We start from the raw sequence: 26,735 nt of genomic DNA, 5'->3' as shown, positions 1-26,735 counted from the left end.
GATGTCGATCTTTTTAGATAAGAACAGCCGCGTTATCGTACAAGGCATTACCGGCGCCGAAGGCTCGTATCACACCGATCGCATGGTGAAGTACGGAACGAACCTCGTCGGCGGCGTCACGCCGGGGAAGGGCGGCCGCCGAACGCCGCACGGACTGCCGGTTTTCGACACCGTAAAAGAGGCCGTCGACGCGACCGGCGCGACCCACTCGTGCATCTTCGTTCCGCCGCCGTTTGCGGGCGACGCGCTCTACGAGGCGTACGATGCCGGAATAAGACTTGCCGTCTGCATCACCGAGGGCGTGCCCGTGCACGATACGTTGAAGGTCGTCGGCGCGACCGCGGGCATGCGGATCATCGGGCCGAACTGCCCGGGCCTCGTATCGCCCGGGAAAGCCCTGGTCGGCATCATGCCGGGGCACGTCTTTAAGGAAGGCAGCGTCGGCGTCATGTCCCGCTCGGGGACTCTGACCTACGAAGTGGTCGACCTGCTGACGCGCGCCGGGTTCGGGCAATCGACCTGCGTGGGAGTCGGCGGCGATCCGATCATCGGCACGACCTTCGTCGAGTGCCTGCGTGAGTTCAAGAACGATCCGCAGACGCAAGCCCTGGTGCTCTGCGGCGAGATCGGGGGCTCGGACGAAGAAGACGCCGCGGCCTTCATTGCCGAGCACCTCCCCGAGATGCCGGTCGTCGCCTTCGTCGGCGGCCGCAACGCTCCGCCGGGAAAATCGCTCGGACACGCCGGCGCGATCATCTCGGGGAACTTCGGCACCCCCCAGAGCAAGATCGCCGCCTTCCTCGCCGCCGGCGTCCCGGTTGCCGAGCGCCCCTCCGATATACCCGGCTTGCTGGCCGAGCGGCTCGCCGTTAACGCGTAGCCTCCCGAGGCCCCCTTCCCTTAAGGGCGGCTAAAGGAACCGACCTGGTCCTGAGGAAATCCTTGGCGCAGTGGGTCACTCTGTGAAGTTCCTGAGGCATTGCGCCGATGGGAAGCAGGGCGACCTGCGTTTTGACACTCAACCAAAACAGAGGGTTTAACGAACAATGAGTTCACAACCAACCCTCCGTCGTGCGGTCATAGCCGTGGGACTACTCGTAGCGTTCCTCAGCCAGGGAACATGGGCACTGGCAGGCGTTACCGGTAACATCTCGGGTGTGGTCAAGGATCCGAGCGGCAATCCACTTGCCGGTGTGCGAGTACAAGCTGTCGCTCCCTCTGAGACTCGAGCCGCAACGACGGATTCGGGCGGTCACTTTACGATTTTATCGCTGACCCCCGATACGTATACGATCAACCTTAGCAAAGCAACGTATCAACCCACTTCAATACCTGGCATCGTGGTCTTCGCGGACCAGACGCAGCAGGTTTCATATACTTTGAGCAAGGCGCTCATCACCATCGGTCGCGTCACCGCGCAATCGGGGAGCTCGCTCGTGAAATCGGGCGTCGGCTCCGACTTGTACAGCGTTAACGCTGCCCAAGCCTCAGCCGCGGCCGCCCTTGGCGGCGGCGGTAACCTGAACAACGCCTACTCGGCGATGGGTTCGATCCCCGGCGTCCAGGTCTCGGCCGGCGGTATGGGTTGGGATTTCAACGCCGCGTACGTCCGCGGCCAGAACTCCTACTATACCGCCTACGAGTACGACGGTATTCCGGTCAACCGCGCCTTCGACAACTACAACTCCTCGACCGAGTCTTCACTCGGCCTCTCGGAGCTGCAGGTATATACGGGCGGCGGCCCGTCATCGGTCGCTTCGGCCGGCACCGCCGGGTTCATCAACCAAGTCATCAAGACCGGCACCTTCCCGGGCTTCGCAACCGCGAACCTCGGCATCGGTACGCCGACATACTACCACCAAGCCCAGGTCGAGATCGGCGGCTCCACGCCCGATCGGACCTTCAGCTACTACGTCGGCCTGAGCGGCTACAATCAAGACTACCGCGTCCTCGACAACAATAACGGCGCCGGCTACATGACGCCGGGCGGTGAGTTTGCAGGCGCCACGCTTGGCGCAGGCATCGGTTACTGGCCGACGACTCCAAACGCGCAGGGCGTCAAGCCCTCGTGCCCGATCGGCGGCCCGCCTAGCAACCAGGTCGGCGGCGCCGGATGCTGGTCGTACTATAGCGGCCTCTCGGCCTCCCCGCAGCAGATCACCGATCGCGAGGACGTGATCAACCTGCACATGGGCATCCCGAAAGCCAACGGGCTGCGCGACGACGTGCAGTTCCTGTGGAGCGGCTCGGCGCTCAACAACTACTTCTACCAATCGCCAAACGACATCGGCACCAGTTACCAACAGTACTCTTGGGCTTTGGCCGCCGAACCTTACGGCGCGCCGGTCTGCGGCAACAACGTCGTTGTGCCGTGGGCAAACGTTACGGCCTATTCGTGCCAGCAACAGCCGGGCCATTACTACCAACCGTACGGCGATAATGTCGCGTACAACTTGCCGTTCGGCACCCGGATCGCGAACAGCGCTACGAGCTTCAAGGCTCCGGGGCTTTATTTCGCGCCGGGCACGCCTTCGCACGCGTTCCAAGGCCCGATCCCGCTGTTCGATAACAGCATCAACGTTGTCTCGAACGATTCGGGCATCGTGAAGCTGCAATACACCTACGCGCTCAGCCAATCGGCCTATCTGCGGGCGTACGCCTACAGCTTCTACTCCGACTGGCTGCAAGAGGCGCCGATCTTCGGTGCGACCGAAGAAGAAGTTCCCTCTGTTCCGACCGCGGAATATCAGCTATTCACGCATACGGCCGGCGGCGCGCTGGACTTCCAAGACCAGCTCAATTCCGAAAACCTGCTCACGGCCGACGGCAACTATACGACCGCTTCGGTCATTCGCACCAACAACAGCTCGGCGTTCGCGAACTGCTTGAGCGGCAGTGGCTGCTCGCCGATCGGTTACATGCAAGGCAACAAATGCTATAATCCGGTCCCGACCACCGGCGGCAAGCCCCAGTCGGTACCTTGCATCGTCAGCACCTACTACGATACCAATATCAACAGCGGCGCCGGAGGCACCGTTCACCCAACCTGGATCAGCAACGCCATCAACGGACCGACCGGATTCGGCGGCCCGAAGGGCGCCGGCTGGGACACGCTGTGGAACGGAAACCAGACCGCTACTTACAACACGGTCAGCCCGCGGTTCACGAACTTTTCGCTCGGCGATCAGTTCCGCCCCAACGACAAGTTCTTGCTCAACGCCTCGGTTCGGTACGATAACTTCACGTACGACCTGGGCGATACAAACAACGCTGCCAACTCCTTCTTTGCCGCACAGACAGCCAACTACACCTGCGTGCAAGCATCAACGAACCAGGTACTGACGGCGGCGCTTCCTCCGGGCGTTCCCCCGCCCGCCGCCGCGGAGTACGTCAACGGCGACTGCAATAAGGCGGCGACAGTCTTGAATCCCACTGGCCCGCACACCGGCTGGGTCCATCCCAACGGCAAGGTCCAGGACGGCGTCCAGGCGCCGAACTTCTCGGCGACCTCGCCGAGCTCGTACTCGCTCGACTACTGGCAGCCGCGTTTCTCGGCGACGTACACGATGTCGCCTGACACGGTGCTGCGCGCCTCGGCCGGCCGCTACACGCAGCCCCCGATCACCGCGTCCGTCCAGTACTCGAACACTTCGGGCGACAGCCGGTCGCTTTGGAACAACATGATGAACCTCGGGTTCTACTCGCCGTTCCACCCGATTCCGGGCATCTCGTCGGCGCAGTACGACCTCTCGCTGGAACAGCATCTCCGCGGAACGGACATGAGCTTCAAGATCACGCCGTTCTATACGTGGGTCAACCAGTGGCAGCAGCAGACGTTCATCGGAGCCGGCTTCGTAACGCAGGTTCCGGTCGGCGTTAATCGCGACTACGGCGCGGAGTTCCAGTTCAACAAGGGTGACTTCAGCCGCAACGGGCTCTCGGGGGTCTTCTCGTTTACGTACACCAACTCGAAGGTGCAGTTCCAGAACGAGTCGCTCTCGACGGGCGGCGTTATCGGCAACGAAATCAGTCCGCTCAATCAGGCGATCACCGCCTACAACCAGCTGACCAAATCCGGCGGCGGCGCGAAGTGCTATCAGATCAAGACGCTCGGCGGTGGCGGCGTTCCGGTGTCGTGCAACGCGAAACCGGTCGTTTGCGCAACTACCAGCACAAGCGGCGGACCGGTGTATTGCGACGTGATCGCCAACCCCTACTACAACAAGCCCGCGCAGGGACTGCTCGATCCGAACGGCTGGTATAACCCGTTCACGACCGCGATCGCGCCGAACCTGTTTGCTGGAGATACCAGCTACATCTCGCCGATCACCTCGTCGCTGATCTTGAACTGGCGGCACGACAAGCTGGCGATCACGCCAAGCTTCGTCTTCCAGACGGGCGGCTACTACGGCAGTCCGCTCGACGTGGCCGGTCAGGACCCGCGCTCCTGCCAGCTGAACTCGGTCGGTTCGGGGATCACCAAGCTCTCCCCCAAAACTAACCCGTTGCAGTGCAACTACCTCACGTCTACCTCGCCCGGCACGGGTCAGTTCAGCTACCTCTACATCCCCAACCCGCAGTCCGGCATCTTCTCGATGGATTCGTATCAGAACCCGTCGGTGATCGTCGGCAACCTGCAGGTCTCCTACGACATCAGCCCTCGGATCAAGCTGACTCTGCTCGGCTCGGATCTGTTCCACACCTGCTTCGGCGGAACGTCGGAGCCGTGGACGTCGTACTATCAGCCGGGCGCGGCGGTGTGCGGTTATGCCGCAGCCGGCGGCCCGCTCAATAGCACGATCTATCCGAGCAACTTCTATAACGGCACGAGCATGTTCGACTTTGCCGCGAACAACAAAGTGCATCCGTTGTACACGCAGAGCTACTCGCCGAGTGGGCTCAGTAACGGTGCGATCGGAGGCGGTCCGCCGCCGATCAACCTCTACGTCAACGCGCAGGTGCGAATCTAACGATTCACTTGGCGCCCACGTAGCGAACCCCGAGCGGGATCCGGCAACGGATCCCGCTCTTTTTCTCCGCAGCAGGCTCGGCGACCGCACATGCGAAAAATTACTGAGAGATGAAACGGTGGCTTTTGCTTGTGATCGGCGCTCTAACGAGCGCCAGCTTCCTTCCGTTGCCGGCGCGCTCCGACGGCGCTGCGGCAACCCCGCCGCCGGAGATCTATCACATCGTGACGACGGCGCTGTGCGCACGCCTGCACGAGCGCGTGCAGCCGGCGGTCGCCTTGATTTTACAGAACGATGCGAAGATCGCCAAAAGCCCGCCGCTGTTCAAACGCTACCAGCGCGGCACGCTCACTGGGGGTACCGCCGCTCAACAATATTCAAACGGCGCGCCCCCCATGAACGACTCGATGAACAATCAGACGCCCGAAACGAGCATGGCGCTGCAGCAGATGTCGTACCTGGTGCTTCCAATCGCGAAAAACTTGATCACGGCCCAGACGCTGCTCGACAGCGTAAAGCTGATCGAGCCGACCGGCAATCCGGCCGACGACGCGACCTTGAAGAAGATCAAGGATCAGCTACTCGACACGATCGCCTATCAGAGCGCCTCGCTCGACATCATCAACGGCTTCGTCGCGACGCAGCAGATGGGTGAGATACAGCACGCCGGCGAGGAGTACCTCAGCTCGATTCAAGGTTCGAATACGTCGTACCAAATGGTGCAGGCGACGCCGAACCCGTGGCAAGATCCAAACACGCCCGGGCTTTCGCAGAATCCGTACAACTTCGACGTAACGACGGTCCCCGGGCTCGCCGTGGGCTACAATCCGCTCAACAACATCATGACGGGGCTGCACTGGGTGATTTCGGAGACGCAGAAGAAGGAAGACGACGCCGGAAGCACGTTGACAGCCGCGATCGGCCAGTGCCCAAAGTAACGACCCTAGCTCTACGTAAGGAGGTTGCTATGTTCAAAGCAACGCGTCTTTTCTCGATTCTTTCTGCTACTTTTACGGTAATGTTCGCGTCTTTGGCCGTTGCGGCTCACGCCGATAGCCCGACAACCCTGGTGTATAATTTTACCTATAGCGCGAATCAGAACATCAATGCTCGCGACGACGCCAATCCGGCCGAAGCATACGGTGCGCCGAATGGAAACGGAAACGATCTTGCGCAATCAAACGGCATCAGCCACTACGGCGGCTCGCTCAACGACAAAGGCACGATGACCGTCCAGATCGTCGGCAAACCGCAGGCCGACCGCGGCCAAGTGGTGACGATTAGCGAGGCCGGGGAGCAGATTCGCCGAGCGCCGGCGGCCACGTGCATCGTGTACGGCAACACGCAAGTCATGTGCGACCCGAATAAGACGGTCTATACTGAAGAGTACACGCTGCTCCGGTTCCTAGGCTCGAAGTTCATCGATCCCAACCAACTCGATAAGAATAAGCACTGGCAGATCTCGCAAGACGCCGGCCCGGTCAGCGCGACCGCGGATTATACAATCCTTAGCAACAACAACGGCGCCATGCAAATTTCGGAGACGAAAAAGCTCCGTCAGGCGCACGGCGGCAGCTTGACGACCGACGTCCAATCGAAGATCAGCTACGATACGGGCAAGGCCGTCCCGACCTCCGTAGACGAGTACGTCACGCAGCGCCACGACAACGGTGTTCAGGGAACCTCGACGACGATCTACCAGACAACGCTGCAGCTTGTCTCCGACACGATGGCCAAAACATAGCGCAGTACGGTTACCAATGTGAGGACTGCGAGGTTGCCGTCTTTCCGACGACGACGCGCAGTGAGTTGCGTTGGCTCAAAGATCGCCCGCACGTCGCGCGCGAGGTCGCGAAGCACTCGAACGACGGGCTTGATTCCTGGATGATGGAAGGCCTCGCATTTCTCGACGAACATGCCGGCCATTCGGTCGTCCTCGTGTCCAGGCGGTAACATTGCCGCCTCGATGAGCGGGGAAGAAATTGCGAAAGCCGCGCAGCGGCGCGGCTTTCGCTAAATCTGGGAACCTCCGGAGGGCTGAGTGAGCGAGGAACGCTTACTCGGGGATCCTTAGGTGCTGGCCGGGCTGGATCGTCCCGCTCAAGTGATTGACGTCGCTGATCCGATCGACGACCTCCTGGAGGTCGGCGCTCGGCGCCGAATGGGCGGCCGCGATACCCCACAGGGTGTCGCCGGGCCGGACCGTCACCGTCGCGTAGTGCCGAGCACTGGCCGCGTAGAGGCGGACGCTGGAGAGCGTCGGAAGGGCGACCATGAGGCCGAGCGCCGCCACCGCGATCGCCGGCATAAGTGTGAATCGTTTGCGCCTACCCACCGTCTTTACTCCTATATTTAGTGCCAAACGCCTGTTCGTCCACTACATTTTACCATGGGGCCTCCAAGCGCTGTCAAGAGATTACGAACGTATGTTTGCCATCGAAGCGGTTTTATGTTAGGGTTGTACCCGTGCTAAGTGCCATATGCATGGCATTATGAGCCGACGGAGGATCGATGCGGAAAGACCCTAGCGAGAAGCCGGCGACCGAACGGCAGCGCAGCATTCTCGCCGTAATTCGCGCTTTTACCGCCGAGCGAGGCTACCCGCCCTCGGTTCGCGAGATCGGAGAACGCGTCGGGCTTTCGTCCTCGTCCACCATTCACGCCCACTTAAAAGCCCTCGAGCGCCGCGGGATGATCTCGCGGGATCCGACCAAGCCGCGCGCAATGCGCTCGGCCGGCGGGCCTCCCGCTCACGACACCGTCGTGATGCCGATTCTCGGCCGGGTCGCAGCCGGCGTGCCGATTACCGCACAAGAGGATGTCGAGGGCGAGTTCGCTCTCTCCGCCGCGTTCGTACCCCGCTCCTCGGACGCTTTCATGCTCCGGGTTCAGGGTGACTCGATGGTCGAGGCCGCGATTCTCGATGGCGATCTGATCCTCGTGCGCCCGCAGCGTTCGGCCGAAAATGGCGAGATCGTCGTCGCAATGCTGGACGGCGAGGCAACCGTAAAACGCTTCTACCGCGAATCGGGCCGGATTCGCCTACAGCCGGAGAATCGCGCGATGGCGCCAATCTACGCGAGCGATGTCGAGATCGTCGGTCGCGTCGAAGCCGTGGTCCGCCGCCTCTAAGCTCTTCCTCGCCTTCGAGCGGCGAGCCGTCCCGCTTATGCGGCGGCTTGGAGAGCTGGCATTCGTCGTTGCGCTGCGCGACGGGCTGCCCTGGAGCTTTATCGGCCTCGCCTTCGCGTTCGTCGGCATCCTTGCTGCGCAGCTCGCCTCCGGAACCGGACGCGACGAAGCGCTCGGTCTGCGCGTCGCCGGCGCGTTGCTTCCGGCGTTCGGCGTTATGGCGGCAGCACTGGTCGTGATTTTGCCGGTCCGCTTGGCGCGCGCGACCGGGTATGCGATGACGCCGCTGCTGCTCGGCAGCATTGCCGCGTTTGCACTCGCCCTGCCGCGGCCGTTCGGACCGAGCGCGATCGAGTACCTGCGCCTGGCGGGCACCGCCGGACTCTTCATCGCCATGCTCGCCTGCGGAATCGGCGCCGCATGGATTTGGCTGCTGCGGCGGGGCGTTCGTCCGCCGCTCGCCGACTGGCTCGGTTCGGCGCTCGGCGTGGCGACCTTCGCCGGACTGTATGCTCTGCACGTTTCGCTGCCGGCGGAGATAGCCGGCGCGATGCAGCCGATCGCGCACCTTGGCGACACGTACGTCGCGCTTATCGCGATCGTTCTGATCGAAACGCTGCTCTGGACGGCCGGCGTTCACGGGCCGGCCGTGCTCGCGGCGATCGTCACGCCGGTATATCTGACGATGCAGATGCAGAACACGCACGCCTTTACGGTGCACCAGCCGCTGCCGTACGTGGTCGTCGTCTCGCTCTTTCTCTTCGTCTTTCCCGGCGGCGCGGGGGCGACGCTGCCGCTGGCGGGACTCTTCGCCTTCTCGCGAGTGCCGCGGCTGCGCCGAGTCGGTCGCGCGACGATCGTGCCGGCGCTCTTCAATCTGAACGAGCCGCTGCTCTTTGCCGCTCCCGTAGTCTTTAATCCGCACTTGGTGCTGCCGTTCGTCGGTGCGCCGGTCGTCTTGGCGACCGTCACCTATATTGCGGTCGCCACGGGCTTGGTCTCGCGCGCGGCGTTTTACGTTCCCTCATCGATACCGACGTTCGTCTCGACGTACCTGGCGACGCAGGATCTGCGCGCGATCGCGCTGGCCGCGTTCAACATTGCGCTTGCGACCGCGATGTACTATCCGTTCGTTCGAGCCTACGAGCGGCACGTCGAGGGCGAAAAATGATCGCCCAAATGTGCGAGCGTTTCGCTATCGGCGGCCGCGTGCGCGATGCCGCGCTTGCGGCATACGAGCGATGCGAGGCGCTCGAGTATCCGGCGCAGCGCGCGACCCAACTCAGCGTGTTGGAGGCCTTTCTCGCAGAGGGGATCGCCGAGAGTGACCTCGCCGGGACGACCGGATATGGCTACGACGACGCGGCCCGAGAGCGGTACGAAGCACTGCTCGCGCGCGTGCTCGGCGCGCAGCGCGCGCTCGCGCGGCTTTCGATTGTCAGCGGCACGCATGCGATCGTAGCCGCGCTCGCGGCCTGTACGCCGCCGTCGCGAACGCTGCTCTCGATCTCCGGCGCTCCGTACGACACGCTGCGCAACGCGATCTGCGCCGCGCCCTATTCGCTCGCCTCCCAAGGCGTGGAGTACGCGGAGCTCCCGCTTGCGGCCGATGGGGGAATCGATCTCGATGCGGTCGCGCGCGCGCTCGAGAGCGCAACGGTTGCCGGCGTCTTCATCCAACGCTCCCGCGGTTATGCGCCGCGGCGCGCGCTGAGCGTCGCCGAGTGCGAGCACGCGTACCGTCTGGTCAAAGAGAAGGCGCCCGAGGCAGTCGTGCTGGTCGACAACTGCTACGGCGAGCTGGTCGAAGAACGCGAGCCGCTGCCGGCCGGCGCCGATCTGATCATGGGCTCGCTGATCAAAAATCTCGGCGGGTCGATCGCACCCGCCGGAGCTTACGTTGCGGGACGGCGCGAGCTGGTCGAGCGCGTGGCCGCACGGTTGTACGCACCCGGGCTGGGCGCCGCGCTCGGGCCGACGCTCGGGCTCGGCCGCGCTTTTTTTCAAGGACTCTTCCTCGCACCGTCGGTCGTCGAAGCCTCGCTGCGTGGCCTCGATTTTTTCGCTGCGCTCTTCGAGGCGCTCGGTTATCGCGTCGATCCGGTCTGCGGCGCGAAGCGCACCGATATCGTGCAGGCGATCGGTTTGGGGAACGCGCAGCGTTTAGGCCGCTTCGCGGCGGGGCTGCAGAACGCACTGCCCGTCAACGCGCGATTCCGGCCGGAACCCGGAGCCGTGCCCGGTTATACCGACCCCGTTCTGATGTCGTCGGGCGCGTTCGTCGGCGGCGCGACGATCGAACTCTCGTGCGACGCGCCCCTGCGTGCGCCGTACGAAGTCTACGTGCAGGGCGGCGTGAGCCTCGCGCATGCGTATCTCGGTGCGCTCTTCGCAGCGCGCGCGCTGGAGGCCTGACTAGTCGGCTGCGACGCTGCCCATGAAGCCGTAAAAGTGGTAACGGCAGCCGTCCGATGTCGTCAGGATGATGCGCGTATCCTCGACCGAGGCCGCGGTGACCGTTTTGCCGACCAGGCTCTGGAGAATTTCTTGCGCTTGGAGAAACTCGGCAGCCCGCAAACCATCGGGCTCGGCTTCGATGAGGTGGAGCAGCTGATCGATTCGGTCGTCCATCGTACCTCTCTTATATCGTCGCCCTCTGGAGGATTTCTTAGGCCGCCTCCCGCCAGGAGGCGGCCGGTTCCGCTAGAGAAGGGCTGGCGGCCATGTACGTGCTCGAAGTGCTCAGCGGCCCGCTCGACGGCAAGACCTGGCCGTTCGAGCGCCAGATCGTCATCGGGCGTGATGACGGTTTGGCGGAGGCCTGCCTCGCACTCGACCGCTACGTATCTCGGCAACACGCACGGCTGGAGATCGATTCCGGCTCCATTCGACTCACCGACCTGCGAAGCCGCAACGGGACGCGCCTGAACGGCGAGGCCGTCATCGGCGACGTTCCGCTTCCGATCGGCGTCCCGTTCGTCGTCGGGCGGACGATGCTGCGCGTAACCCGGTCCTAGTTGCGAGGTTCTAAAGAGCTCGTGCAAAGTGCCGATTCGGTTGCGCGCTTACGCGCGCAGCTGGCGGAGCTGCCGCGCCCGATCGGCTTCGTTCCGACGATGGGAGCGCTGCACGACGGACATCTCGAACTCGTGCGGCGAGCGCGCGAACGCTGCCGCGCCGTCGTCGCCTCGATCTTCGTCAACCCGCTGCAGTTTGGACCGAACGAAGACCTGGCACGGTATCCGCGCGATCTGCCCGGCGATCGCGAGCGGCTTGCCGCCGCCGGCGTCGACGCGCTCTTTTCGCCGGAGCCCAAGACGATGTACCCCGACTCATTCGCTACCCGCGTCGACGTCGATTCGTCCGACGCTTCTTTCGAAGGTGCAATTCGACCGGGACACTTTCGCGGGGTGCTGACGGTGATCGCCAAGCTGCTCAACATCGTGCAGCCCGACGTGCTCTTTCTCGGGCAGAAGGACGCGCAGCAAGCCGTGCTGACGCGTAAAATGCTCGGCGATCTCAATTTCCCTGTCGAGCTCGAAATCGTCCCGACCGTTCGCGAGCCCGACGGCTTAGCGATGTCCAGCCGCAATCGCTATCTCGACGAAGCGCAGCGCGCGGCGGCGCCGACCCTTTACGCCGCGCTGCGCGCGGTGCGCGCTGCCCTCGAGAGCGGCGCGGCGAAATCTCAGGCGCTGGCGGCCGGACGAACGGCCCTCAGCCCGCTCGCAAAGCTCGACTACCTCGATGTGGTCGACGGTACGTCGTTTGAGCCGATCGAGGCGCTGCGTCCGCCGGCTTTCATCATCGGCGCGGCGCGCCTGGGCACGACGCGGTTGATCGACAACGTGTGGGTTGGCCGGTGAAGCCGTTCGATCAAGCGCGGATCTTTCTCGGCGTCGCCGGCGGAATCGCCGCATACAAGGCAGCTGCACTAACCAGCGCGCTCGTTCAGCGCGGCGCCAGCGTCGACGTCGTGATGACCGCCGAAGCGGAGCGTTTCGTGGCTCCCTTGACGTTCGCGTCGCTGACCGCGCGCCCGGTGTACACCTCGCTCTGGGATCTTCCCGAACGCATACCGCACATTCGCTTGGTCCGCGAGGCCGCGGTCGCGCTCGTCGCGCCGGCGACGGCAAATCTGATTGCCAAGCTCGCCGCGGGAATCGCCGACGACGTCCTGACGGCGGCGCTGCTCGCGGCGCGCATTCCTCGCATTGTTGCGCCGGCGATGAACGAGGCGATGTACGAAGATGCCGCGACGCAAGCCAATCTTTCCGCGCTGCGGGCACGCGGCTACGAAGTCGTCGATCCGGAGCGTGGTTTTCTCGCGGAGCGCGAGCAGGGTCTGGGGCGTCTCGCCTCCGAGGAGCAGCTGCTCGAGGCACTCGAACGCGCGCTGCGCCGGCGGCAATCGCTCCAAGGAAAGCGGGTCGCGATTACGGCAGGGCCGACTCGCGAAGCCTTCGATCCCGTGCGCTTCGTCAGCAACGCCTCGACCGGTTCGACCGGCATCGAGCTCGCGCGTGAGGCGGCGCTGCGCGGCGCGCGCGTTACGCTGCTGCTCGGCCCGACGCTTCTCGAAGCGCCGGCGGGCGTCGAGGTCGTGCGGGTGACGACGGCGCGTGAGCTCTACGACGCCGCGCTCGCGCACGCAGCCGGCGCCGACCTCGTGATCGCCAGCGCCGCGGTCGCCGACTGGCGGCCGGCCGAGTCGAGCGATTCGAAGCTCAAAAAAGGCAGCGCCGAGCTGGTCGTCGCCTTCGAGGCGAATCCCGACGTCTTAGCGGCGCTCGGCGAAGCAAAAGGCGGGAGTTTTCTCGTCGGTTTTGCCGCCGAGACCGACGACCACGAAGCAAATGGGCGCGCGAAGCTGCGCGCGAAGCACCTCGACGCGATCGCTGTGAACGACGTGCGCGGCGAACGCGGATTCGGTCTCGGCCCAAACGAGCTCGTGCTGCTGTGGGGTGCGGCGGGGCGCAAGGAGCTCGGGCGCGCTTCGAAAGCGACGCTCGCAGCCCGGCTGCTCGACGGGATCGAGGAGTTGATGCAATGCTCTTGACGATCGACGTCGGCAACACCGAAACCAAGCTCGGGTGTTTTTCCGGGGATACGTTGACGCACACCTGGCGGGTGACGACCGAACTGCGCCGTACGCCCGACGAATACGGCGTCTTTTTCACGCAGCTTTTTGCCACCGGGAACGTCGAGCTCGCAGCGATCGGCGCGGTCGCGATCGCGAGCGTCGTGCCGAAGCTCGATCCGATCCTCGAAAGCGTCTGCACGCGTTTCTTCGGCACGTCGCCCGTCTTCCTCAAGCCGCAGACGCAGCGGCTGATCCCGGTCGTCACCGAGAACCCGGCCGAAGTGGGTGCCGACCTCGTCGCCGCCGCGATCGGCGGCCTCGAGCGGTTCGGCGCGCCGCTGATCGTCGTGAGCTTCGGTACCGCGACGGTCTTCATCGCGATCTCGGCCGCGCGCGAGTATCTCGGCGTCGCGATCGCGCCCGGCGTCAACGTTTCGATCGACGCCTTGATCGGACGGACGGCCAAGCTTCCGCAGATCGGACTCGAAGCGCCCGGCCGGGCAATTGGGCGCAATACCGTCGAAGCGCTGCAGAGCGGCATCGTTTACGGCTTCGCGGGGCAGGTTGAGGCGATCGTCGAGCGGATTCGCTCGGAGATGGGCGTGCGCGCGATGGTCGTGGCCACCGGCGGTCTCGGCGACGTCGTCGCCAAGCACGCGCCCGTCGTTGAGGCCGTCGATCCGCACCTGAGCCTGCTCGGACTCTGCCTCTTTGCGCGCCAAGCCGCGGGCGAGGCGCCCGGCGACGAGCCGTTTAACCCATAGCAACATGCCGGTAACGCCGCTTCGCATCGGACCGATCGAGATATGGCCGCCGCTCGTCCTCGCGCCGATGTCCGGCGTGACCAACCGGACGATGCGCGCGCTCTATCGGCCCTTCGGCCTGGGGCTGACCGTGACCGAGTTTGTCTCGTCGAACGCGCTCAAGTACGGAAGCCGCCGGACGATGGAGATGATCGATCAGCACGGGCTCGAGCGTCCGGTCTCGACCCAGCTCTGGGGCGACGACCCGGCTACGATGGCGCTCGCGGCGAAGGTCGTGCGCGAGTGCGGAGCCGATATCGTCGATATCAACTTCGGCTGTCCGGCGCCGAAGGTCACCAAGACCAACGGCGGCTCGGCCTGCCTGCGCGACCCGCAGCGCTGCGAAGCGATCATGCGGGCGGTCGTCGGCGCCGTCGATTGTCCGGTAACGATGAAGATGCGGCTGGGGTGGAGCGAGGATGCGCTCGTCTATCTGGACGTCGCTCGCCGCGCGCAGGATGCGGGCATCGCGGCGGTGACGCTGCACGCGCGCACCGCAAAGCAGTTTTACAAAGGTGAAGCGGACTGGGAGCACATCGCGCGCCTCAAGGAGGGCGTCGAAATTCCGGTGATCGGAAACGGCGATCTCGACGATCCGGATCTCGCGATGCAGCGCATGCGTGAAAGCAAAGTGGACGCGATCATGCTCGGGCGCGCGACGCTGGGCAATCCCTGGCTCATCACCCAGATCGCCGATCTGATGGAGGGGCGCGACGCGCGTCCGCTGCCGCCGCCCGCGGAACGGTTACGTTTTGCAATCGTCCACTACCGCACGATGGTCGAGGAACTCGGCGAGCCGCGCGCCGTCCCGCAAATGCGCAAACACGTCGCGCTCTATCTCAAAGGCATTCCGGGGGCCGCATCGCTGCGCGAACGCATCATGCGAATCGAAAACGCGGCCGAGGCGATCGAAACGATCGAGATGACGATCGATCGCCTCGAGTCGGCGACGTTGGCTGCCGCGTGATCGAAGCGCGCGACGACCTCTACGGCGCCGCGTCGCCGCAGGAGCTCGCCTCGGAGACCTACGAGAACTACAAGCGCTTCGTCAATCCGCCGCTGGCGCGCGTCATGAAGATCTCGGGATCGCCGGTCGAGGTGCGCGCGCAAGGCGCGACGATCTGGGATCAAAACGGCAAAGCCTATCTCGATTTTGCCGGGGGCTACGGCGTCTTCACACTGGGTCACAGCCACGCGCGCGTGCTTGCCGCCGTGCGCGCGCAGCTCGAGCTGATGTCGCTCTCCGGCAAGACGATGTTCAACGTTATGCTGGGAAGGGTGTCGCGCCGCCTGGCGGAGCTGGCTCCCGGCGATCTCGAGATCTCGTTTTGGTGCAACAGCGGAACCGAGGCGATCGAAGGAGCGATCAAGCTCGCGCGCGCCGCGACCGGTCGCGCAAAGATCGTCGGTACGCTCGATGCCTACCACGGAAAGACGCTCGGCGCGCTCTCGGTAAGCGGACGCGAAGCCTTTCAGCGGCCGTTCCGTCCACTGCTCGCCGATTCGCTCTGCATTCCCTATGGACTCACCGACGGACTCGACGACGCCCTGAGCGGCGCGGCGGCATTTCTCGTCGAGCCGGTCCAAGGAGAAGGAGGCGTCAACGTACCGCCGGCCGGATATTTGCGCGACGTTCGCGAGGCGTGCGATCGAACGGGAGCACTCTTTATCGCCGATGAGGTGCAGACCGGACTCGGGCGGTGCGGGTATCGCTTCGCCTGCGATCGCGACGGCGTCGTTCCCGATGTGATGACGCTGGCTAAGGGACTTTCTGGCGGGATCGTTCCGGTTGGTTCGTTCATTGCGCGTCCCGGCGTTTGGAACCGCGCGTTCGGTAAGGAGCCGCTGCTGCACACCTCTACCTTCGGGGGCAGCGAGCTCGCCTGCGCCGCGGCGCTGGCGGCACTGGACGTGCTTGAGGAAGAAGCGCTCGCGCAGCGCGCGCAGACGCTCGGAGAACGGCTGCTCGCGGGAGCGCGAGAAATTGCCGCGCAGTATCCCGCGGTCGTGCGAGAAGCTCGGGGATTAGGTTTGCTCGTCGGCGTCGAGCTGAGCCACGAAGGCTATGGCGGTTGGATCATTCCGGAGATGCTCAAAGCCGGCGTGACCGCGGCATGGACGCTCAACCAGCAGCGCGTAATCCGCTTGGAACCGCCGCTGATCGTCAGCGAGAGCGAAATCGACCGCGCGATCGACGCGTTGCGCGGGGGCGTCGCAACGGCCCACGCGAAGTTGGGCGTACTGTAACCGCGCGAAGATGCCGTATGTCGAAAGCACGATCGTGATTGATGCCCCCGCCCAGCGCGTCTACGAGCTGGCGAAGGATCAGGAGCATTTTCCGCAGTTCATGCCCGACGTCGAGACGGTGACGATTCTCGAGCGCCGCCCCGACGGAGTGATCTCGCGTTGGAAAACCCTCGTCGAAGAAGCGCCGATCGAGTGGACGGAGGATGACCGTTTCGACGACGCAACGCTGCGCATCGACTACAAGCTGATCGAAGGCGACCTCGATAAGTTCGAGGGCGCGTGGACGTTCGAGAACCATCAGGACGGCCGCACGCACGTCGTGCTCGGCGTCGACTTCGATTTCGGCGTCCCGACGCTCGCCGAGCTCATTGGCCCCACGCTCGAACGCAAGGTCCGCGAGAACAGCGAGATGATGCTCGCCGCGCTCAAGCGTCAGGCGGAGGCGAGCGGCACGTGATGCCTCGGAACCGCTCGTCGCTCCGCCATCCGGGCTCCGCTCCTGCTCGTCGACCTCCTCGCTCTCGCCATCCGTGGCTCCGCTCGTCGGTTCGACGTTCCTCGGCATCACGTACCGCCCGCCTCCTATATTCTGCTTCGCGGACGGGCTTGGACAGGCGTGGTAGGATGTTGCATTCGTGAATAAATTTTGTTTCGTTATTCATCCGCTTTCGCTGCAGGACATCGAGCGATACGAGCCCGGCGCGAAGGGCAAGGGCGAGCCGATCCTGCGCAAGATCATGGAGTGGATGCCGCCGTACGCGGCGGTGCACGTAACCGGCGTGCGCACGCCCGACGGACGGGAGACCGAAGGATGGTTCGTTGCGGCAACTTTTCTGCCGCAGCAGGTGGTCGATCTGCCGCGCGAAGAGGTGTATAAGAAAGTTCTCGGTGCGATCGAGATCGGCGCAGGCCTCGGCGCGCAGGTCGCCGGGCTCGGCGCCTTTACCGGCGTCGTCGGCGACGCGGGAATCACGATCAACGAGCATTCGCCGATTCCGGTGACGACCGGCAACTCGTTGACGATTGCCGCGGGGGTGCAGAGCCTCTTCCGCGGCGCTCGCGAGATGGGCGTCGACACCGCGCAATGCACGGTCGCGGTCATCGGTGCGACGGGGTCGATCGGCGCCGCCTGTGCGCGCTTGATCGCGCCGAGAGTGCGGCGGATGATCCTGGTCGCCCGCAACGCGACGCGTCTGCGGAAATTCTACGAGGAGGTTGCTCCGGCGCTCCCTTGCGAGAGCGAATACACGACCGACGTCGGAAGTGCGGTGCGGCGCTCGCAGCTCGTGCTCACGGCGACGAGCTCGACGCAGGACGTCATCGAGCCCGAGGACCTGCAGACCGGAGCGATCGTCTGCGAGCTTTCGCTGCCGCACGACGTGAGCCGGAGAGTCGCCGGCGAGCGCCCCGACGTGCTCGTCGTGGAAGGCGGCAACATGCGGGTACCGGGGCAGCCGCGCTTCGAGCGCGTGCGCGAGCCGGGAACCGACTTCGATTTGAACCTGCCGGCGCGCACGGCGCTGGCATGCATGAGCGAAACGATGATTCTTGCGCTGGAGGGCCGTCTCGAACCCTACACGATCGGCCGGGGCATCAAACTGGAAAAGGTCATCGAGGTTCAAGAGATGGCGCAGCGCTGCGGATTTGAACTCGCCGACATGCGCGCGTTCGACGCCGCGATCACACCCGAGAGCATTGCCGCAACCCGTGAGGCCGTGGCGCGGCGCGAAGCCGAAGGAAAGGTGGCGAGCCAGTGAAGAGCGTCGTTTCCGTTTCGCTGGGTTCGAGCAGCCGCGATCATCGCGCCGAGGCGACGCTGCTCGGCGAGCGGTTCGATATCTCGCGCGTCGGCACCGACGGCAAACTCGACGTCGCGATCGGGATGGTCCACGAGCTCGACGGAAAGGTCGACGCCATCGGCTTGGGCGGCATCGACGTCTATCTTTATGCCGGGCGGCACCGCTACGCGCTGCGCGACGGCCTGCGGCTGCTCGAGGCCGCGAAGATCACCCCGATCGTCGACGGAAGCGGGTTGAAGAACACGCTCGAGCGCGAAGCGGTGCGCTTCATGCAGGACGACCTTTCGATGGATCTGCACGGAAAGCACGTCCTGATGGTCAGCGCGCTCGATCGTTTCGGAATGGCGCAGGCGCTGGTCGACGCGGGGGCCGACGTGCTGTTCGGCGACTTCATCTTCGCACTCGACAAGGACATGCCGGTGCGCGGACTGCACGAGTTCGAAGCGCTCGCCGAAAAGTATCTGCCGGATGCGTGCAAGCTGCCGTTTCAGTTCTTTTATCCGACCGGCAAGAAGCAAGAGAAGCCGCCCGAGCCCAAATATCCGCGTTACTACGAAGAGGCGGAGATCATCGCCGGCGACTTCCATTTCATGCGCCAGTTCATGCCCGAGCGGCTCGACGGAAAGATCGTCCTGACCAATACGGTGACCGAGCGCGACGTTGACGAGCTGGCGGCGCGCGGCGTCAAAACCCTCATCACCACGACCCCGGAGCTCGCCGGCCGCTCTTTTGGGACCAACGTGCTCGAGGCCGCGCTCTTGGCGCTGCTGGGGAAGAAATGGAGCGACGTGGTCCCGGCCGACTACGAGCGGCTGCTCCGCGAGCTTGCGCTGCGGCCCCGCGTCGTGGAACTGGGGCCCCGGCGGGTTAGATAGGGGCGGCGCCCGGGTATAGAAGGCGTTCCCGCGGGGCGTTGAGAACAATCGGCGCCAGCGTTCGCAAGGCGCACCGTTAGCTGTTGGGCGCCGACCACGCCCACGTGAGGTCGAGAATTAGTTGAACGACAAAGAGATCGTCCTGACCGCGGAGGGTCTGACGAAGCTGGAACAGGAGCTCGACGAGCTCAAGAGCGTCCACCGCCGCGAGGTCAACGACCGGATCCGCCAGGCCAAAGAGTACGGCGATCTGAGCGAAAACGCCGAGTATGAAGACGCGAAGCAAGAGCAGGCCTTCATCGAGGGGCGTATCCTCAAGCTCGAGGCGATGATCCGCAACGCCCGCATCATCGACGAATCGGAGTATGCCGCCGACGAAGTCCATCTCGGTGCGGTCGTCAAGGTACGCGACATGAAGAAGAACGACGGCTACGAGTTTTCGATCGTTGGTTCGGCCGAGGCCGACCCGTCGAACCAACGCATCTCCAACGAGTCTCCGCTGGGGCGAGCCTTGATGGGACACAAGAAGGGCACCGTCGTCGACGTCGTAACGCCCCGCGGTGTCGTCAAGTACAAGATCGAGGCGATCAAGAGCAACTCACCCAAGAAGGCCGCAAAGAAAGCGTCGTAGTTGGACGACCTCGGGAAGACCGAAGCGGCACTCGTAGCGGCCAGACGTGAAAATCTGGCCGTTCTGCGTTCCCGCGGGCGCGATCCCTTCGAGCAGCGGCGCTGTGAGGTCGACGCGACGGCAGAAGAGATGCTCGCGCGGTATAATTTTCTCGTCCCCGGTCAAGACGCATCCGCGGAGGCCTGGAGCTTGGCCGGCCGTTTGCTCTCGAAGCGGACGATGGGCAAGACCGTCTTTGCGGATCTGGCCGACCGCACCGGCAAGCTGCAGATCTACGCCCGCAAACAGGAGATCGGTGACGATGCCTTTGCCGATCTCGCCGACCTCGATCGCGGCGATCTGGTCGCCGTTCGCGGCTTCATGTTTCGCTCGAAGATGGGCGAGCTGACGCTGCACGTCACGAACTTCACCACGATTGCCAAGGCGTTGATGCCGCTGCCCGACAAATGGCACGGCCTGGTAGACGTCGAGAAGCGATATCGCCAGCGGTACGTCGATCTGATCGTCAATCCCGAGGTTCGCGACACCCTGATGATGCGCAGCCGTCTGATCGCCGAGATGCGCCGTTTCATCGACGACCGCGGCTTTTACGAGGTGGAGACGCCCACGCTGCTGCACGTCGCCGGCGGCGCCGCAGCGCGCCCCTTCGTGACGCACTGCAACGCGCTCGATCGGATCATGCAGCTGCGTATCGCGACCGAGCTGAACCTCAAGCGTTTGATTGTCGGCGGGCTCGAGCGAGTCTACGAGATCGGCCGCATCTTTCGCAACGAAGGGATCGATACGACCCACAATCCCGAGTTTACGATGCTCGAGCTTTACGCCGCGTACTGGGACGTGTGGGACATGATGGAGTTCAACGAGGCGCTGATCGCGCATCTCGTCGGTATTGCCACCGACGGCGATACCTCGCTGCCGCATGAGAACGGTGCGATCTCGTTTGCGAGGCCCTTCGCCCGCATCGAGTATCTGGATGCGATGGCGCAGTATAGCCGGGGAGAGTACCTGCGCGACCGCCTGCTCGACGCCGGCGGCGCGCATACAATCGTCCACGAACTCGGCCTGCCGCGCTCGCCAACGCACGCGCACGCGCTCGACAAGATCTTCGAGCGGGTCATCGAGCCGAACCTAACCGAACCAACCTTCGTTACCGGGTACCCGGTGGCGCTCTCGCCGCTGGCCAAGCGGCGGCACGGCGATTCAGCTATTACCGACCGCTATGAATTGTTTTGCGCGCACATGGAGATCTCGAACGCATTCACCGAGCTCAACGATCCCGACGATCAGCGGGCCCGCTTCGAGGCACAAATTGCCGAGCGGCTGGCCGGCGACGAAGAAGTGCCCGAGCCCGATTGGGATTTCGTCCGCGCGCTCGAATACGGTATGCCGCCGACCGCCGGCATCGGCATCGGCGTCGACCGTTTGATCATGCTGCTGACGAACCAACGCTCGATCCGCGACGTGCTGCCGTTTCCGCTCCAGCGCCAGCACGGATGATTGCTCGCCGCCTGGCGGCCGCCGCGCTGCTCGTTGCGGCGCTCTGCGGCGCGCGCGCCCTCGCGGTTGAGGCCGAGTATCATTATCTGCGCGCCGGACAACTCGATCTCGTGCTCTTTCTCCCGCCTCCGCCCGATCCGGGTTCGTTGCAGGAACGGACCGATCAAGCGCAGGTCGCGGCCACGATCGCTTCGCGCAGCGACTCGCAGGTGCGCAGCGCGGAGGAAGCCGTCCGCAACGTCTTTTTCTTCGCACCCTCCATCGGCCCGAATTTCGACGCGACGCACGATCCCGTTACCGATGCCTTCTTCGCTCGGATCGGCGCGGACGTCCACAAACTCGTGGACCAGGCGAAAGACTATTACGAACGGCCGCGGCCCACCGGCGCCGCCAAGCGGCACGGGTCGTATCCCAGCGGCCACGCGGCCTTCGCCGCGGCGGCGGCGGTCGTCTTGTCGCAGGCCGTACCGTGCAAGCGGGCGGAGATCTTCAAGCAGGCGCGCGCCTTCGGCCAGAACCGGATCGTTCTTGGCCTTCATTATCCAAGCGATATCGTCGCGGGCTGGACCTCCGGCACCCTGGCCGCTTACGCGATGATGCAGGACAGCCGGTTCCAACACGACCTTGACGCCGCAAAGGCAGAGCTGCGCGGAGCCTGCCCGGCCTGACCACCCTCCGCCTGACGGTCGAGTACGACGGCAGCGCGTTTGCCGGATTTCAGTGGCAGCCGTCGGTGCGGACCGTAGCGGGAGTCTTAGAGGAGGCGCTCTCGCGGCTCTTCGGCGAGCCGATCAAAGTAACGGGCGCCGGCCGGACCGACAGCGGCGTGCACGCAACCGGACAGGTCGTCTCGCTGGCGACCACGGCGTCGTTTGCGTTCGAACGCTTGACGCTCGCACTCAATGCGCTCCTGCCCGAGGACTGCTCCGTTCGCGAGTCTTGCATCGTCGACACCGGCTTTTCGGCTCGCTTTGGAGCTCGAGCGCGAACCTATCTCTACGCGATTCTGAATCGACCGCAGCCGAGCGCTCTTTTGTGCCGCTATGCATGGCACGTGCCGCAGCGGCTCAATCTAGACGCCGTGCGCGCGGGGGCCGAGCACCTTCTCGGAGAGCACGACTTCTGCGCTTTTTGCGGTTCGCTGCCGGTGAACTCCGCCCGCGAGCCGGCCTCGACGGTTCGCACGCTCTCGCGCTTCGAGCTCGAGCAGCGGGGATCGCTCCTACGTCTTGAGCTGGCTGCCGACGGCTTCTTACACCGGATGGTCCGGACGCTCGTCGGCACGCTGATCGAGATCGGGCGCGAACGGCGGTGGCCGGGGGAAATCGCCGAAATTCTCGCGCGGGGGGAACGCACCGGCGCCGGTCCCGTCGCCCCGGCCGCCGGGCTCTACCTCGCCGGCGTGCGCTACTCCGACGGGTACAACTCGTTCGCCGAGCCGCCGCTGCTGGCGCTTCCTACCGCGCACCCGTGGCCCTGACCCTTGACCTTGACTGGGGCCCGGCTTTCCCGTAAGATTCGTTGGTTGTGCGCACCTACCAGCAGAAAACTGCCGATACGGAGCATTCTTGGTACATCGTCGACGCTGCCGGTCAGCGTCTCGGCGTCCTTGCCGTCCGGATTGCGCGCGCGCTCTCGGGTAAGCACAAGCCGACCTGGACGCCGCACATCGACGACGGAGATCACGTGATCGTCCTCAACGCCGAGAAGATCGAGCTCGGCGGAGACAAGTGGAAGCAGAAGGTCTACTATCGTCACAGCAACTATCCCGGCGGGCTCAAAGTGCAGAGCGCGCAGGAGATGCACGACAAGCACCCCGAGCGCTTGATCGAGAAGGCCGTGCGCGGCATGCTCGCCACCAATCGCATGCGCGACGTGCAGCTTCGCCGATTGACCGTTTACGTCGCCGGCAAGCATCCCCACGACGCACAAAAGCCGCAGCCGCTGCCGTAGGAGTTTTTCTTGGACGAGAGTCTCGACGTTATTCAATCGACCGGGCGGCGCAAGCGTGCCGTCGCGCGCGTAAAGCTGATGCTCGGTCAGGGCATCATCACCGTGAACGGTAAGGCCGTCGACGACTACTTTCCACGCCCGCAGCTTCTCCAAATCGTCCGCCAGCCGCTCGAGGCCACGCAGAGCCTCTCGCGCTTCGACGTGCGCGTCAAGGCCGAAGGCGGCGGCGTAACCGGTCAAGCGGGAGCCGTACGCCACGGCATCGCGCGGGCGCTGGTTGAGATGGACTTGTCGCTGAAGGAGACGCTGCGCAAGAACGGCTTCCTGACGCGCGATCCGCGCGAAAAAGAATCGAAGAAGTACGGCCGCAAGCGCGCGCGCAAACGTTTCCAATACAGCAAACGCTAAAGAGCAGCTCTAAGGTTCTCGCGATCGCGCTGGGCGCGATCGCGCTTCTCGTTCAACCCTCCGCAGCCTGGATCGAAAGCGCCTATTCAAACGGCGCATATCCGGTTTGGGAACGAATCGCCTTTGCGATAACTCACCGATTGCCATGGTCGCTCGGCGATTTGGCGGCGCTGGCGGGCATTGCGGCAATCGTCTGGCAGATCGTGGCCTTTGCGCGCTTGCGGCGCAAGCGCTGGGCCGATGCCGCCGGACTCGTTTTGGGCTGCGCGGCAGTGCTCGGGCTTTACGCCGTCTGGTTCGAACTCAGTTGGGGTTGGAACTACGCGCGCGCTCCGCTCGAAACGCGGGTGCGCTTCGATGCGGCGCGGATCACGCCCGCCGCTGCGACTCTGCTGCGCCAACGAGCGATGGCGGAGATGAACGCGCTCGCGCCGGCCGCGCACGCGCGCGCAAAACTTCCGCTTGACCGCGAGGCGCTGCGCGCCGCGTGGCTTCCGGCCGTGCAGCGTTCGGGCGATACGTGGGCGCCGCAGGTCGGCCCCGCGAAGCCGACGATCTTCAATCCGTTCATGCTTGCCACCGGGACGAGCGGCTTCATCAATCCGCTCACGCTCAACGTCGCCGTCGCCTCCGATCTGCTGTGGTTCGAGATCCCTTTCGACTACGCGCACGAGTGGAGTCACGACGCGGCCTTCGCACGCGAAGACGAAGCAAATTATCTCGCGATCGTCGCCTGCTTGCGGTCGCACGATCCGGCGGTGCAGTACGCCGGCTGGTTCGAGCTCTTCTTGTATCTGCCGCAGAAGCGGCACTACGCGAAGGACGAGTTCGTGCCGCTCGTCTGGCAAGATTTCGTCGCCCTGCGCAAGCGCGACGCGCGCCATATCAACGTCATCCTCGCGCACTGGACGTGGCGCACCTATAACGCCTACTTGAAGACGAATCGCATCGCTTCGGGCATCGCCAACTACGACGAGGTGACGCGCTTAATGCTCGGCATTCCGCTGGATTCCGACGGCTTGCCGGCGGCGAGATAAGCCGGGAAAAATAAAAAGGCCCCTCGATCTCGAGGGGCCTTTTGCTTTTAGCGGGGCTTAGCTGCGGGGCGGTTTGCTGTTGCCGTTGCCGTTGCCGTTGTTGCCCTTGTTGTTGTTTCCGCCGTTGGGCGGCCGCGCTTGGTTGCCGCCGTTGGGCGGGCGCCCTTGGTTGCCGCCCTGGGGGTGAGCCTGCATGCTCTGCGGCCGGCCCTGCATGGTGTTGCCTTGCGGGTGATGCTGTGTCTGCATCGTGGCGTTGGAGCGGTGCGGCGGCTGGCTCGGGGTCTGGTGATGCTGCGTCACCGGCGCCTTGTTCTGCTGAGGTTTGCTCTGCATCTGCGGCTTGCTCTGCATCTGCGGCTTGCTCTGCGTATGCATATTGTTCTGCGACGCGGGTTTGCTTTGCATCGACTTGTTCTGTGCCGGCTTGCTCTGCATCGCGCCCTTGTTCTGGCTCGTCGGCGCCTTGTTGGCCCCGGCGTTCTGGTTGGCTTTGTTGTTCTTCTGCGCGTTTTGCCGATCGGCCGTCGTTACCGGGGCAAAGTTCTTTGGCTTATTCGAATCGTTGAAGGGTTTGTCCGACGCGGTCACCGAGGGTTTGCCCTTGTTGACCGAGGCGTATTGATTGCGGTCTTCGCCCGCGAAGCGCGCCTGGTTCTTCTGATCGGTTGTCGGCGCGCGGCCATTTTTTCGGGCCGTCAGCTGACCCTGGGTCGGCTTGGCGGTCGTGCCGCCCTTGCCGCCGTTGTAGCTGACGTTGGAATGGTTGTACTGGTTGCCGTTCACGACCGTCTTATTGACGTACGTGTTATGAATGTTGGTCTTGTTGACGTTCGTGTACGCGGTGTTATAGCGGTACTGGTTGCCGGCCCACGATCCGCCGACGAAGCCGGTTCCGATGTAACCGCCGCCATAGTTCACGCCGCCGTAGAAGCCGACGCTGCCTCCCCAGTAGCCGCCGTTCCAGCCGTAGGCGCCGCCGTTATAGCCCCAGTAGCCGGGGGTCCAGTAAACTCCGACGGTCGGCGGGGCGACCCAGACGCCGGGAACCCAGTAGTATCCGGCCGAGCCGTAGCCCCAGTAGCCGGGCGTCCACTGATAGTTGGGATACGGTGCCGCGGGCTGCGGATAATACGGAAGCGGCGGGGGGGCCGAGCCGACCGTGAACCCGACGCCGACGCTGAACTGCGCGGGTGAGGGTAGCGGGAGTGCGGCTATGAGTAGTGCCGCCATAAGTGCGGGAAGCGATCTCGCGATTCGCATTGGTCCTCCTTGCAAGCTATTAAATAAACGCAATTATAGCCCAGCGACGGCCTCCCCTGACGGGCTCGCCCGCACGGCTAGCGCGGTTTCACCCGATTCTTACCCCACCGTGAGCGAGTTCCAACCTAGCCTTCACCCGTTTCTCAGGTCACACCGCATCCATTCCGCGTCCGCTTCGCGGCTACGGGCGACGCGTAAAATCGGGCCATGTTCGACCTCGCCGATTCCTTACGAGACGCGATGGCGCAGGGGCGCCGTCAGCTGCTGGACGCGCAGCGATCGCTCGGGCAAGCAAACGCCGGGCTCGTGCCAGGACGCCGAGCCGACGCGGCAATGGCGCAGACCGCGCGGGCCGCGATCTTTTCCGAAGCGCTGCTGACGGCCGCGCACGCGCGCTTCGAAGAGATCAAGTTGGTGACGAAGTGACGATCGATCTCCTCGACGCGGCGGCCAGCGGGATGGACGCGCAGCGGGCGGCGCTCGACGTTGCGGCTCGTAATGTTGCCGCCGCCGAGGCGGCCGGACCGAACGGGGCCTACCCGCGGATGATCCCCGAATTCAATGTTGCCGACTCCGGCGCCGGCGAACCGCTCGTCGAGTTCTCCGGAGCGAGGCTCGAGCGCGGGACGAACGTCGACATCCTCTCCGAGATGATCGCAGTGATGAACGCGTCGCGCGCGTACGAATCGGACGCCTCGATCTTCGACGTCGGTAAGACGCTCGCCGAAAAGACGATCGAGCTGGGGCGCTTATGAGGGTCGAGCCATTGATAGCCGACGAAGCGCCGCTCGCGCCGGCAGCTCCGGCAGACGGCGGCGGATTCGCGGCGACGATCGACGCGCTCGAACAGACGCTGGGCGGCGCGCAGAGCGCCGAGGATGCGTTCGCCTACGGTTCCGGCTCGCTGCAGGACGCGATCTACGAGCGTACGCGCGCCGACGTGGCGCTCTCGGCGGCGACGGCCGCGGCGCAGCGCCTCGCGCAGTCGCTCTCGGCCGTCCTCAACATGCAAGTCTAGGCCTTGACGCGAGTTCTCT

The 26,735-nt window shown here is 64.3% G+C and carries 30 protein-coding genes; 27 read left to right on the top strand and 3 right to left on the bottom strand.

Annotated elements, in window-relative coordinates; genetic code table 11:
- The first annotated feature begins 1 nt into the window (after window position 1).
- The 5 genes from sucD (at window position 2) to VGG51_12585 (ending at window position 6,923) form a co-directional block, all read left to right on the top strand.
- Window positions 2-880, top strand: coding sequence for a succinate--CoA ligase subunit alpha (gene sucD / locus VGG51_12605; protein HEY1883870.1), 879 nt, complete (start codon window positions 2-4; stop codon window positions 878-880).
- A 205-nt stretch (window positions 881-1,085) separates the two neighbouring features.
- On the top strand, window positions 1,086-4,970 hold the full coding sequence (locus VGG51_12600) for a TonB-dependent receptor (protein HEY1883869.1): 3,885 nt from the start codon (window positions 1,086-1,088) through the stop codon (window positions 4,968-4,970).
- Window positions 4,971-5,080: 110 nt separating this feature from the next.
- On the top strand, window positions 5,081-5,908 hold the full coding sequence (locus tag VGG51_12595) for a hypothetical protein (GenBank protein HEY1883868.1): 828 nt from the start codon (window positions 5,081-5,083) through the stop codon (window positions 5,906-5,908).
- 29 nt (window positions 5,909-5,937) lie between these two features.
- Complete coding sequence (locus VGG51_12590; protein ID HEY1883867.1) at window positions 5,938-6,714, top strand: hypothetical protein; 777 nt, start codon at window positions 5,938-5,940, stop codon at window positions 6,712-6,714.
- A gap of 65 nt (window positions 6,715-6,779) precedes the next feature.
- The gene (locus tag VGG51_12585) at window positions 6,780-6,923 is read left to right on the top strand and encodes a hypothetical protein (protein HEY1883866.1); all 144 of its coding nucleotides are present in this window, start codon (window positions 6,780-6,782) and stop codon (window positions 6,921-6,923) included.
- 103 nt (window positions 6,924-7,026) lie between these two features.
- Here VGG51_12585 and VGG51_12580 read toward each other — a convergent pair whose 3' ends face one another.
- Window positions 7,027-7,305, bottom strand: a complete 279-nt coding sequence (locus VGG51_12580; GenBank protein HEY1883865.1) for a LysM peptidoglycan-binding domain-containing protein — start codon at window positions 7,303-7,305, stop codon at window positions 7,027-7,029.
- A gap of 176 nt (window positions 7,306-7,481) precedes the next feature.
- Here VGG51_12580 and lexA point away from each other — a divergent pair, with 176 nt between their 5' ends.
- The 3 genes from lexA to VGG51_12565 are packed head-to-tail and all read left to right on the top strand — an operon-like array spanning window position 7,482 to window position 10,517.
- Window positions 7,482-8,102: a transcriptional repressor LexA gene (gene lexA, locus VGG51_12575; GenBank protein ID HEY1883864.1), complete on the top strand. Its 621-nt coding sequence runs from the start codon at window positions 7,482-7,484 to the stop codon at window positions 8,100-8,102.
- Between the two features lie 37 nt (window positions 8,103-8,139).
- Entirely contained in the window at window positions 8,140-9,273 is a 1,134-nt protein-coding gene (locus VGG51_12570) for a PTS transporter subunit EIIC (protein HEY1883863.1), read from the top strand.
- Complete coding sequence (locus tag VGG51_12565; GenBank protein HEY1883862.1) at window positions 9,270-10,517, top strand: methionine gamma-lyase family protein; 1,248 nt, start codon at window positions 9,270-9,272, stop codon at window positions 10,515-10,517. The genes VGG51_12570 and VGG51_12565 overlap by 4 nt, the downstream gene beginning before the upstream one ends.
- Here the strand turns inward: VGG51_12565 and VGG51_12560 are convergent, their stop codons facing one another.
- Complete coding sequence (locus VGG51_12560; protein ID HEY1883861.1) at window positions 10,518-10,733, bottom strand: hypothetical protein; 216 nt, start codon at window positions 10,731-10,733, stop codon at window positions 10,518-10,520. It lies immediately after the preceding gene.
- 92 nt (window positions 10,734-10,825) lie between these two features.
- On the opposite strand from VGG51_12560, the gene VGG51_12555 reads away from it, so the two are divergent.
- From VGG51_12555 to VGG51_12480, 16 genes are all read left to right on the top strand, one after another.
- The gene (locus tag VGG51_12555; protein HEY1883860.1) at window positions 10,826-11,119 is read left to right on the top strand and encodes an FHA domain-containing protein; all 294 of its coding nucleotides are present in this window, start codon (window positions 10,826-10,828) and stop codon (window positions 11,117-11,119) included.
- A 21-nt stretch (window positions 11,120-11,140) separates the two neighbouring features.
- Complete coding sequence (gene panC / locus VGG51_12550) at window positions 11,141-11,968, top strand: pantoate--beta-alanine ligase (protein HEY1883859.1); 828 nt, start codon at window positions 11,141-11,143, stop codon at window positions 11,966-11,968.
- Complete coding sequence (gene coaBC / locus VGG51_12545; GenBank protein ID HEY1883858.1) at window positions 11,965-13,161, top strand: bifunctional phosphopantothenoylcysteine decarboxylase/phosphopantothenate--cysteine ligase CoaBC; 1,197 nt, start codon at window positions 11,965-11,967, stop codon at window positions 13,159-13,161. The genes panC and coaBC overlap by 4 nt, the downstream gene beginning before the upstream one ends.
- A complete protein-coding gene (locus tag VGG51_12540; protein ID HEY1883857.1) occupies window positions 13,152-13,949 on the top strand; it encodes a type III pantothenate kinase in 798 nt (265 codons plus the stop codon). The genes coaBC and VGG51_12540 overlap by 10 nt, the downstream gene beginning before the upstream one ends.
- Window positions 13,950-13,953: 4 nt before the next feature.
- Window positions 13,954-14,955, top strand: a complete 1,002-nt coding sequence (dusB, locus tag VGG51_12535) for a tRNA dihydrouridine synthase DusB (GenBank protein HEY1883856.1) — start codon at window positions 13,954-13,956, stop codon at window positions 14,953-14,955.
- Window positions 14,952-16,235 carry an aminotransferase class III-fold pyridoxal phosphate-dependent enzyme gene (locus tag VGG51_12530; protein ID HEY1883855.1) on the top strand — a complete coding sequence of 428 codons (1,284 nt, stop codon included), beginning with the start codon at window positions 14,952-14,954 and terminating at the stop codon, window positions 16,233-16,235. Before dusB ends, VGG51_12530 begins: the two co-directional genes overlap by 4 nt.
- A 10-nt stretch (window positions 16,236-16,245) precedes the next feature.
- Window positions 16,246-16,692, top strand: a complete 447-nt coding sequence (locus VGG51_12525) for an aromatase/cyclase (GenBank protein ID HEY1883854.1) — start codon at window positions 16,246-16,248, stop codon at window positions 16,690-16,692.
- Window positions 16,693-16,870: 178 nt separating this feature from the next.
- A complete protein-coding gene (locus VGG51_12520; GenBank protein HEY1883853.1) occupies window positions 16,871-17,992 on the top strand; it encodes a hypothetical protein in 1,122 nt (373 codons plus the stop codon).
- Window positions 17,989-18,909, top strand: a complete 921-nt coding sequence (locus VGG51_12515) for a hypothetical protein (protein ID HEY1883852.1) — start codon at window positions 17,989-17,991, stop codon at window positions 18,907-18,909. The genes VGG51_12520 and VGG51_12515 overlap by 4 nt, the downstream gene beginning before the upstream one ends.
- Window positions 18,910-19,030: 121 nt before the next feature.
- Window positions 19,031-19,540 (top strand): transcription elongation factor GreA, encoded by a 510-nt coding sequence (gene greA, locus VGG51_12510; GenBank protein HEY1883851.1) that lies wholly within the window; start codon window positions 19,031-19,033, stop codon window positions 19,538-19,540.
- Entirely contained in the window at window positions 19,541-21,037 is a 1,497-nt protein-coding gene (gene lysS / locus VGG51_12505) for a lysine--tRNA ligase (GenBank protein HEY1883850.1), read from the top strand.
- Window positions 21,034-21,705 (top strand): phosphatase PAP2 family protein, encoded by a 672-nt coding sequence (locus tag VGG51_12500; GenBank protein ID HEY1883849.1) that lies wholly within the window; start codon window positions 21,034-21,036, stop codon window positions 21,703-21,705. Before lysS ends, VGG51_12500 begins: the two co-directional genes overlap by 4 nt.
- Complete coding sequence (gene truA / locus VGG51_12495; protein ID HEY1883848.1) at window positions 21,693-22,517, top strand: tRNA pseudouridine(38-40) synthase TruA; 825 nt, start codon at window positions 21,693-21,695, stop codon at window positions 22,515-22,517. The genes VGG51_12500 and truA overlap by 13 nt, the downstream gene beginning before the upstream one ends.
- 47 nt (window positions 22,518-22,564) lie before the next feature.
- Window positions 22,565-22,990 (top strand): 50S ribosomal protein L13, encoded by a 426-nt coding sequence (rplM, locus tag VGG51_12490; GenBank protein ID HEY1883847.1) that lies wholly within the window; start codon window positions 22,565-22,567, stop codon window positions 22,988-22,990.
- A gap of 30 nt (window positions 22,991-23,020) precedes the next feature.
- A complete protein-coding gene (gene rpsI, locus VGG51_12485; protein HEY1883846.1) occupies window positions 23,021-23,398 on the top strand; it encodes a 30S ribosomal protein S9 in 378 nt (125 codons plus the stop codon).
- Window positions 23,341-24,435 carry a DUF3810 family protein gene (locus VGG51_12480; protein HEY1883845.1) on the top strand — a complete coding sequence of 365 codons (1,095 nt, stop codon included), beginning with the start codon at window positions 23,341-23,343 and terminating at the stop codon, window positions 24,433-24,435. Before rpsI ends, VGG51_12480 begins: the two co-directional genes overlap by 58 nt.
- A 57-nt stretch (window positions 24,436-24,492) precedes the next feature.
- Here VGG51_12480 and VGG51_12475 read toward each other — a convergent pair whose 3' ends face one another.
- Entirely contained in the window at window positions 24,493-25,698 is a 1,206-nt protein-coding gene (locus tag VGG51_12475) for a hypothetical protein (GenBank protein ID HEY1883844.1), read from the bottom strand.
- A 207-nt stretch (window positions 25,699-25,905) separates the two neighbouring features.
- Here VGG51_12475 and VGG51_12470 point away from each other — a divergent pair, with 207 nt between their 5' ends.
- Genes VGG51_12470 through VGG51_12460 form a run of 3 tightly spaced genes read left to right on the top strand, consistent with a single transcriptional unit; the run spans window position 25,906 to window position 26,716 of the window.
- Window positions 25,906-26,124 (top strand): hypothetical protein, encoded by a 219-nt coding sequence (locus VGG51_12470; GenBank protein ID HEY1883843.1) that lies wholly within the window; start codon window positions 25,906-25,908, stop codon window positions 26,122-26,124.
- Window positions 26,121-26,453, top strand: a complete 333-nt coding sequence (locus tag VGG51_12465) for a flagellar basal body rod C-terminal domain-containing protein (GenBank protein HEY1883842.1) — start codon at window positions 26,121-26,123, stop codon at window positions 26,451-26,453. Before VGG51_12470 ends, VGG51_12465 begins: the two co-directional genes overlap by 4 nt.
- Window positions 26,450-26,716, top strand: coding sequence for a hypothetical protein (locus tag VGG51_12460; protein HEY1883841.1), 267 nt, complete (start codon window positions 26,450-26,452; stop codon window positions 26,714-26,716). The genes VGG51_12465 and VGG51_12460 overlap by 4 nt, the downstream gene beginning before the upstream one ends.
- Window positions 26,717-26,735 lie beyond the last annotated feature (19 nt).

Source organism: Candidatus Cybelea sp. (genome assembly GCA_036489315.1).
Taxonomy (GTDB): Bacteria; Vulcanimicrobiota; Vulcanimicrobiia; order Vulcanimicrobiales; family Vulcanimicrobiaceae; genus Cybelea.
Note: the sequence above shows the minus strand (reverse complement) of the source record. Positions and strands in the feature narration are given on the sequence as shown.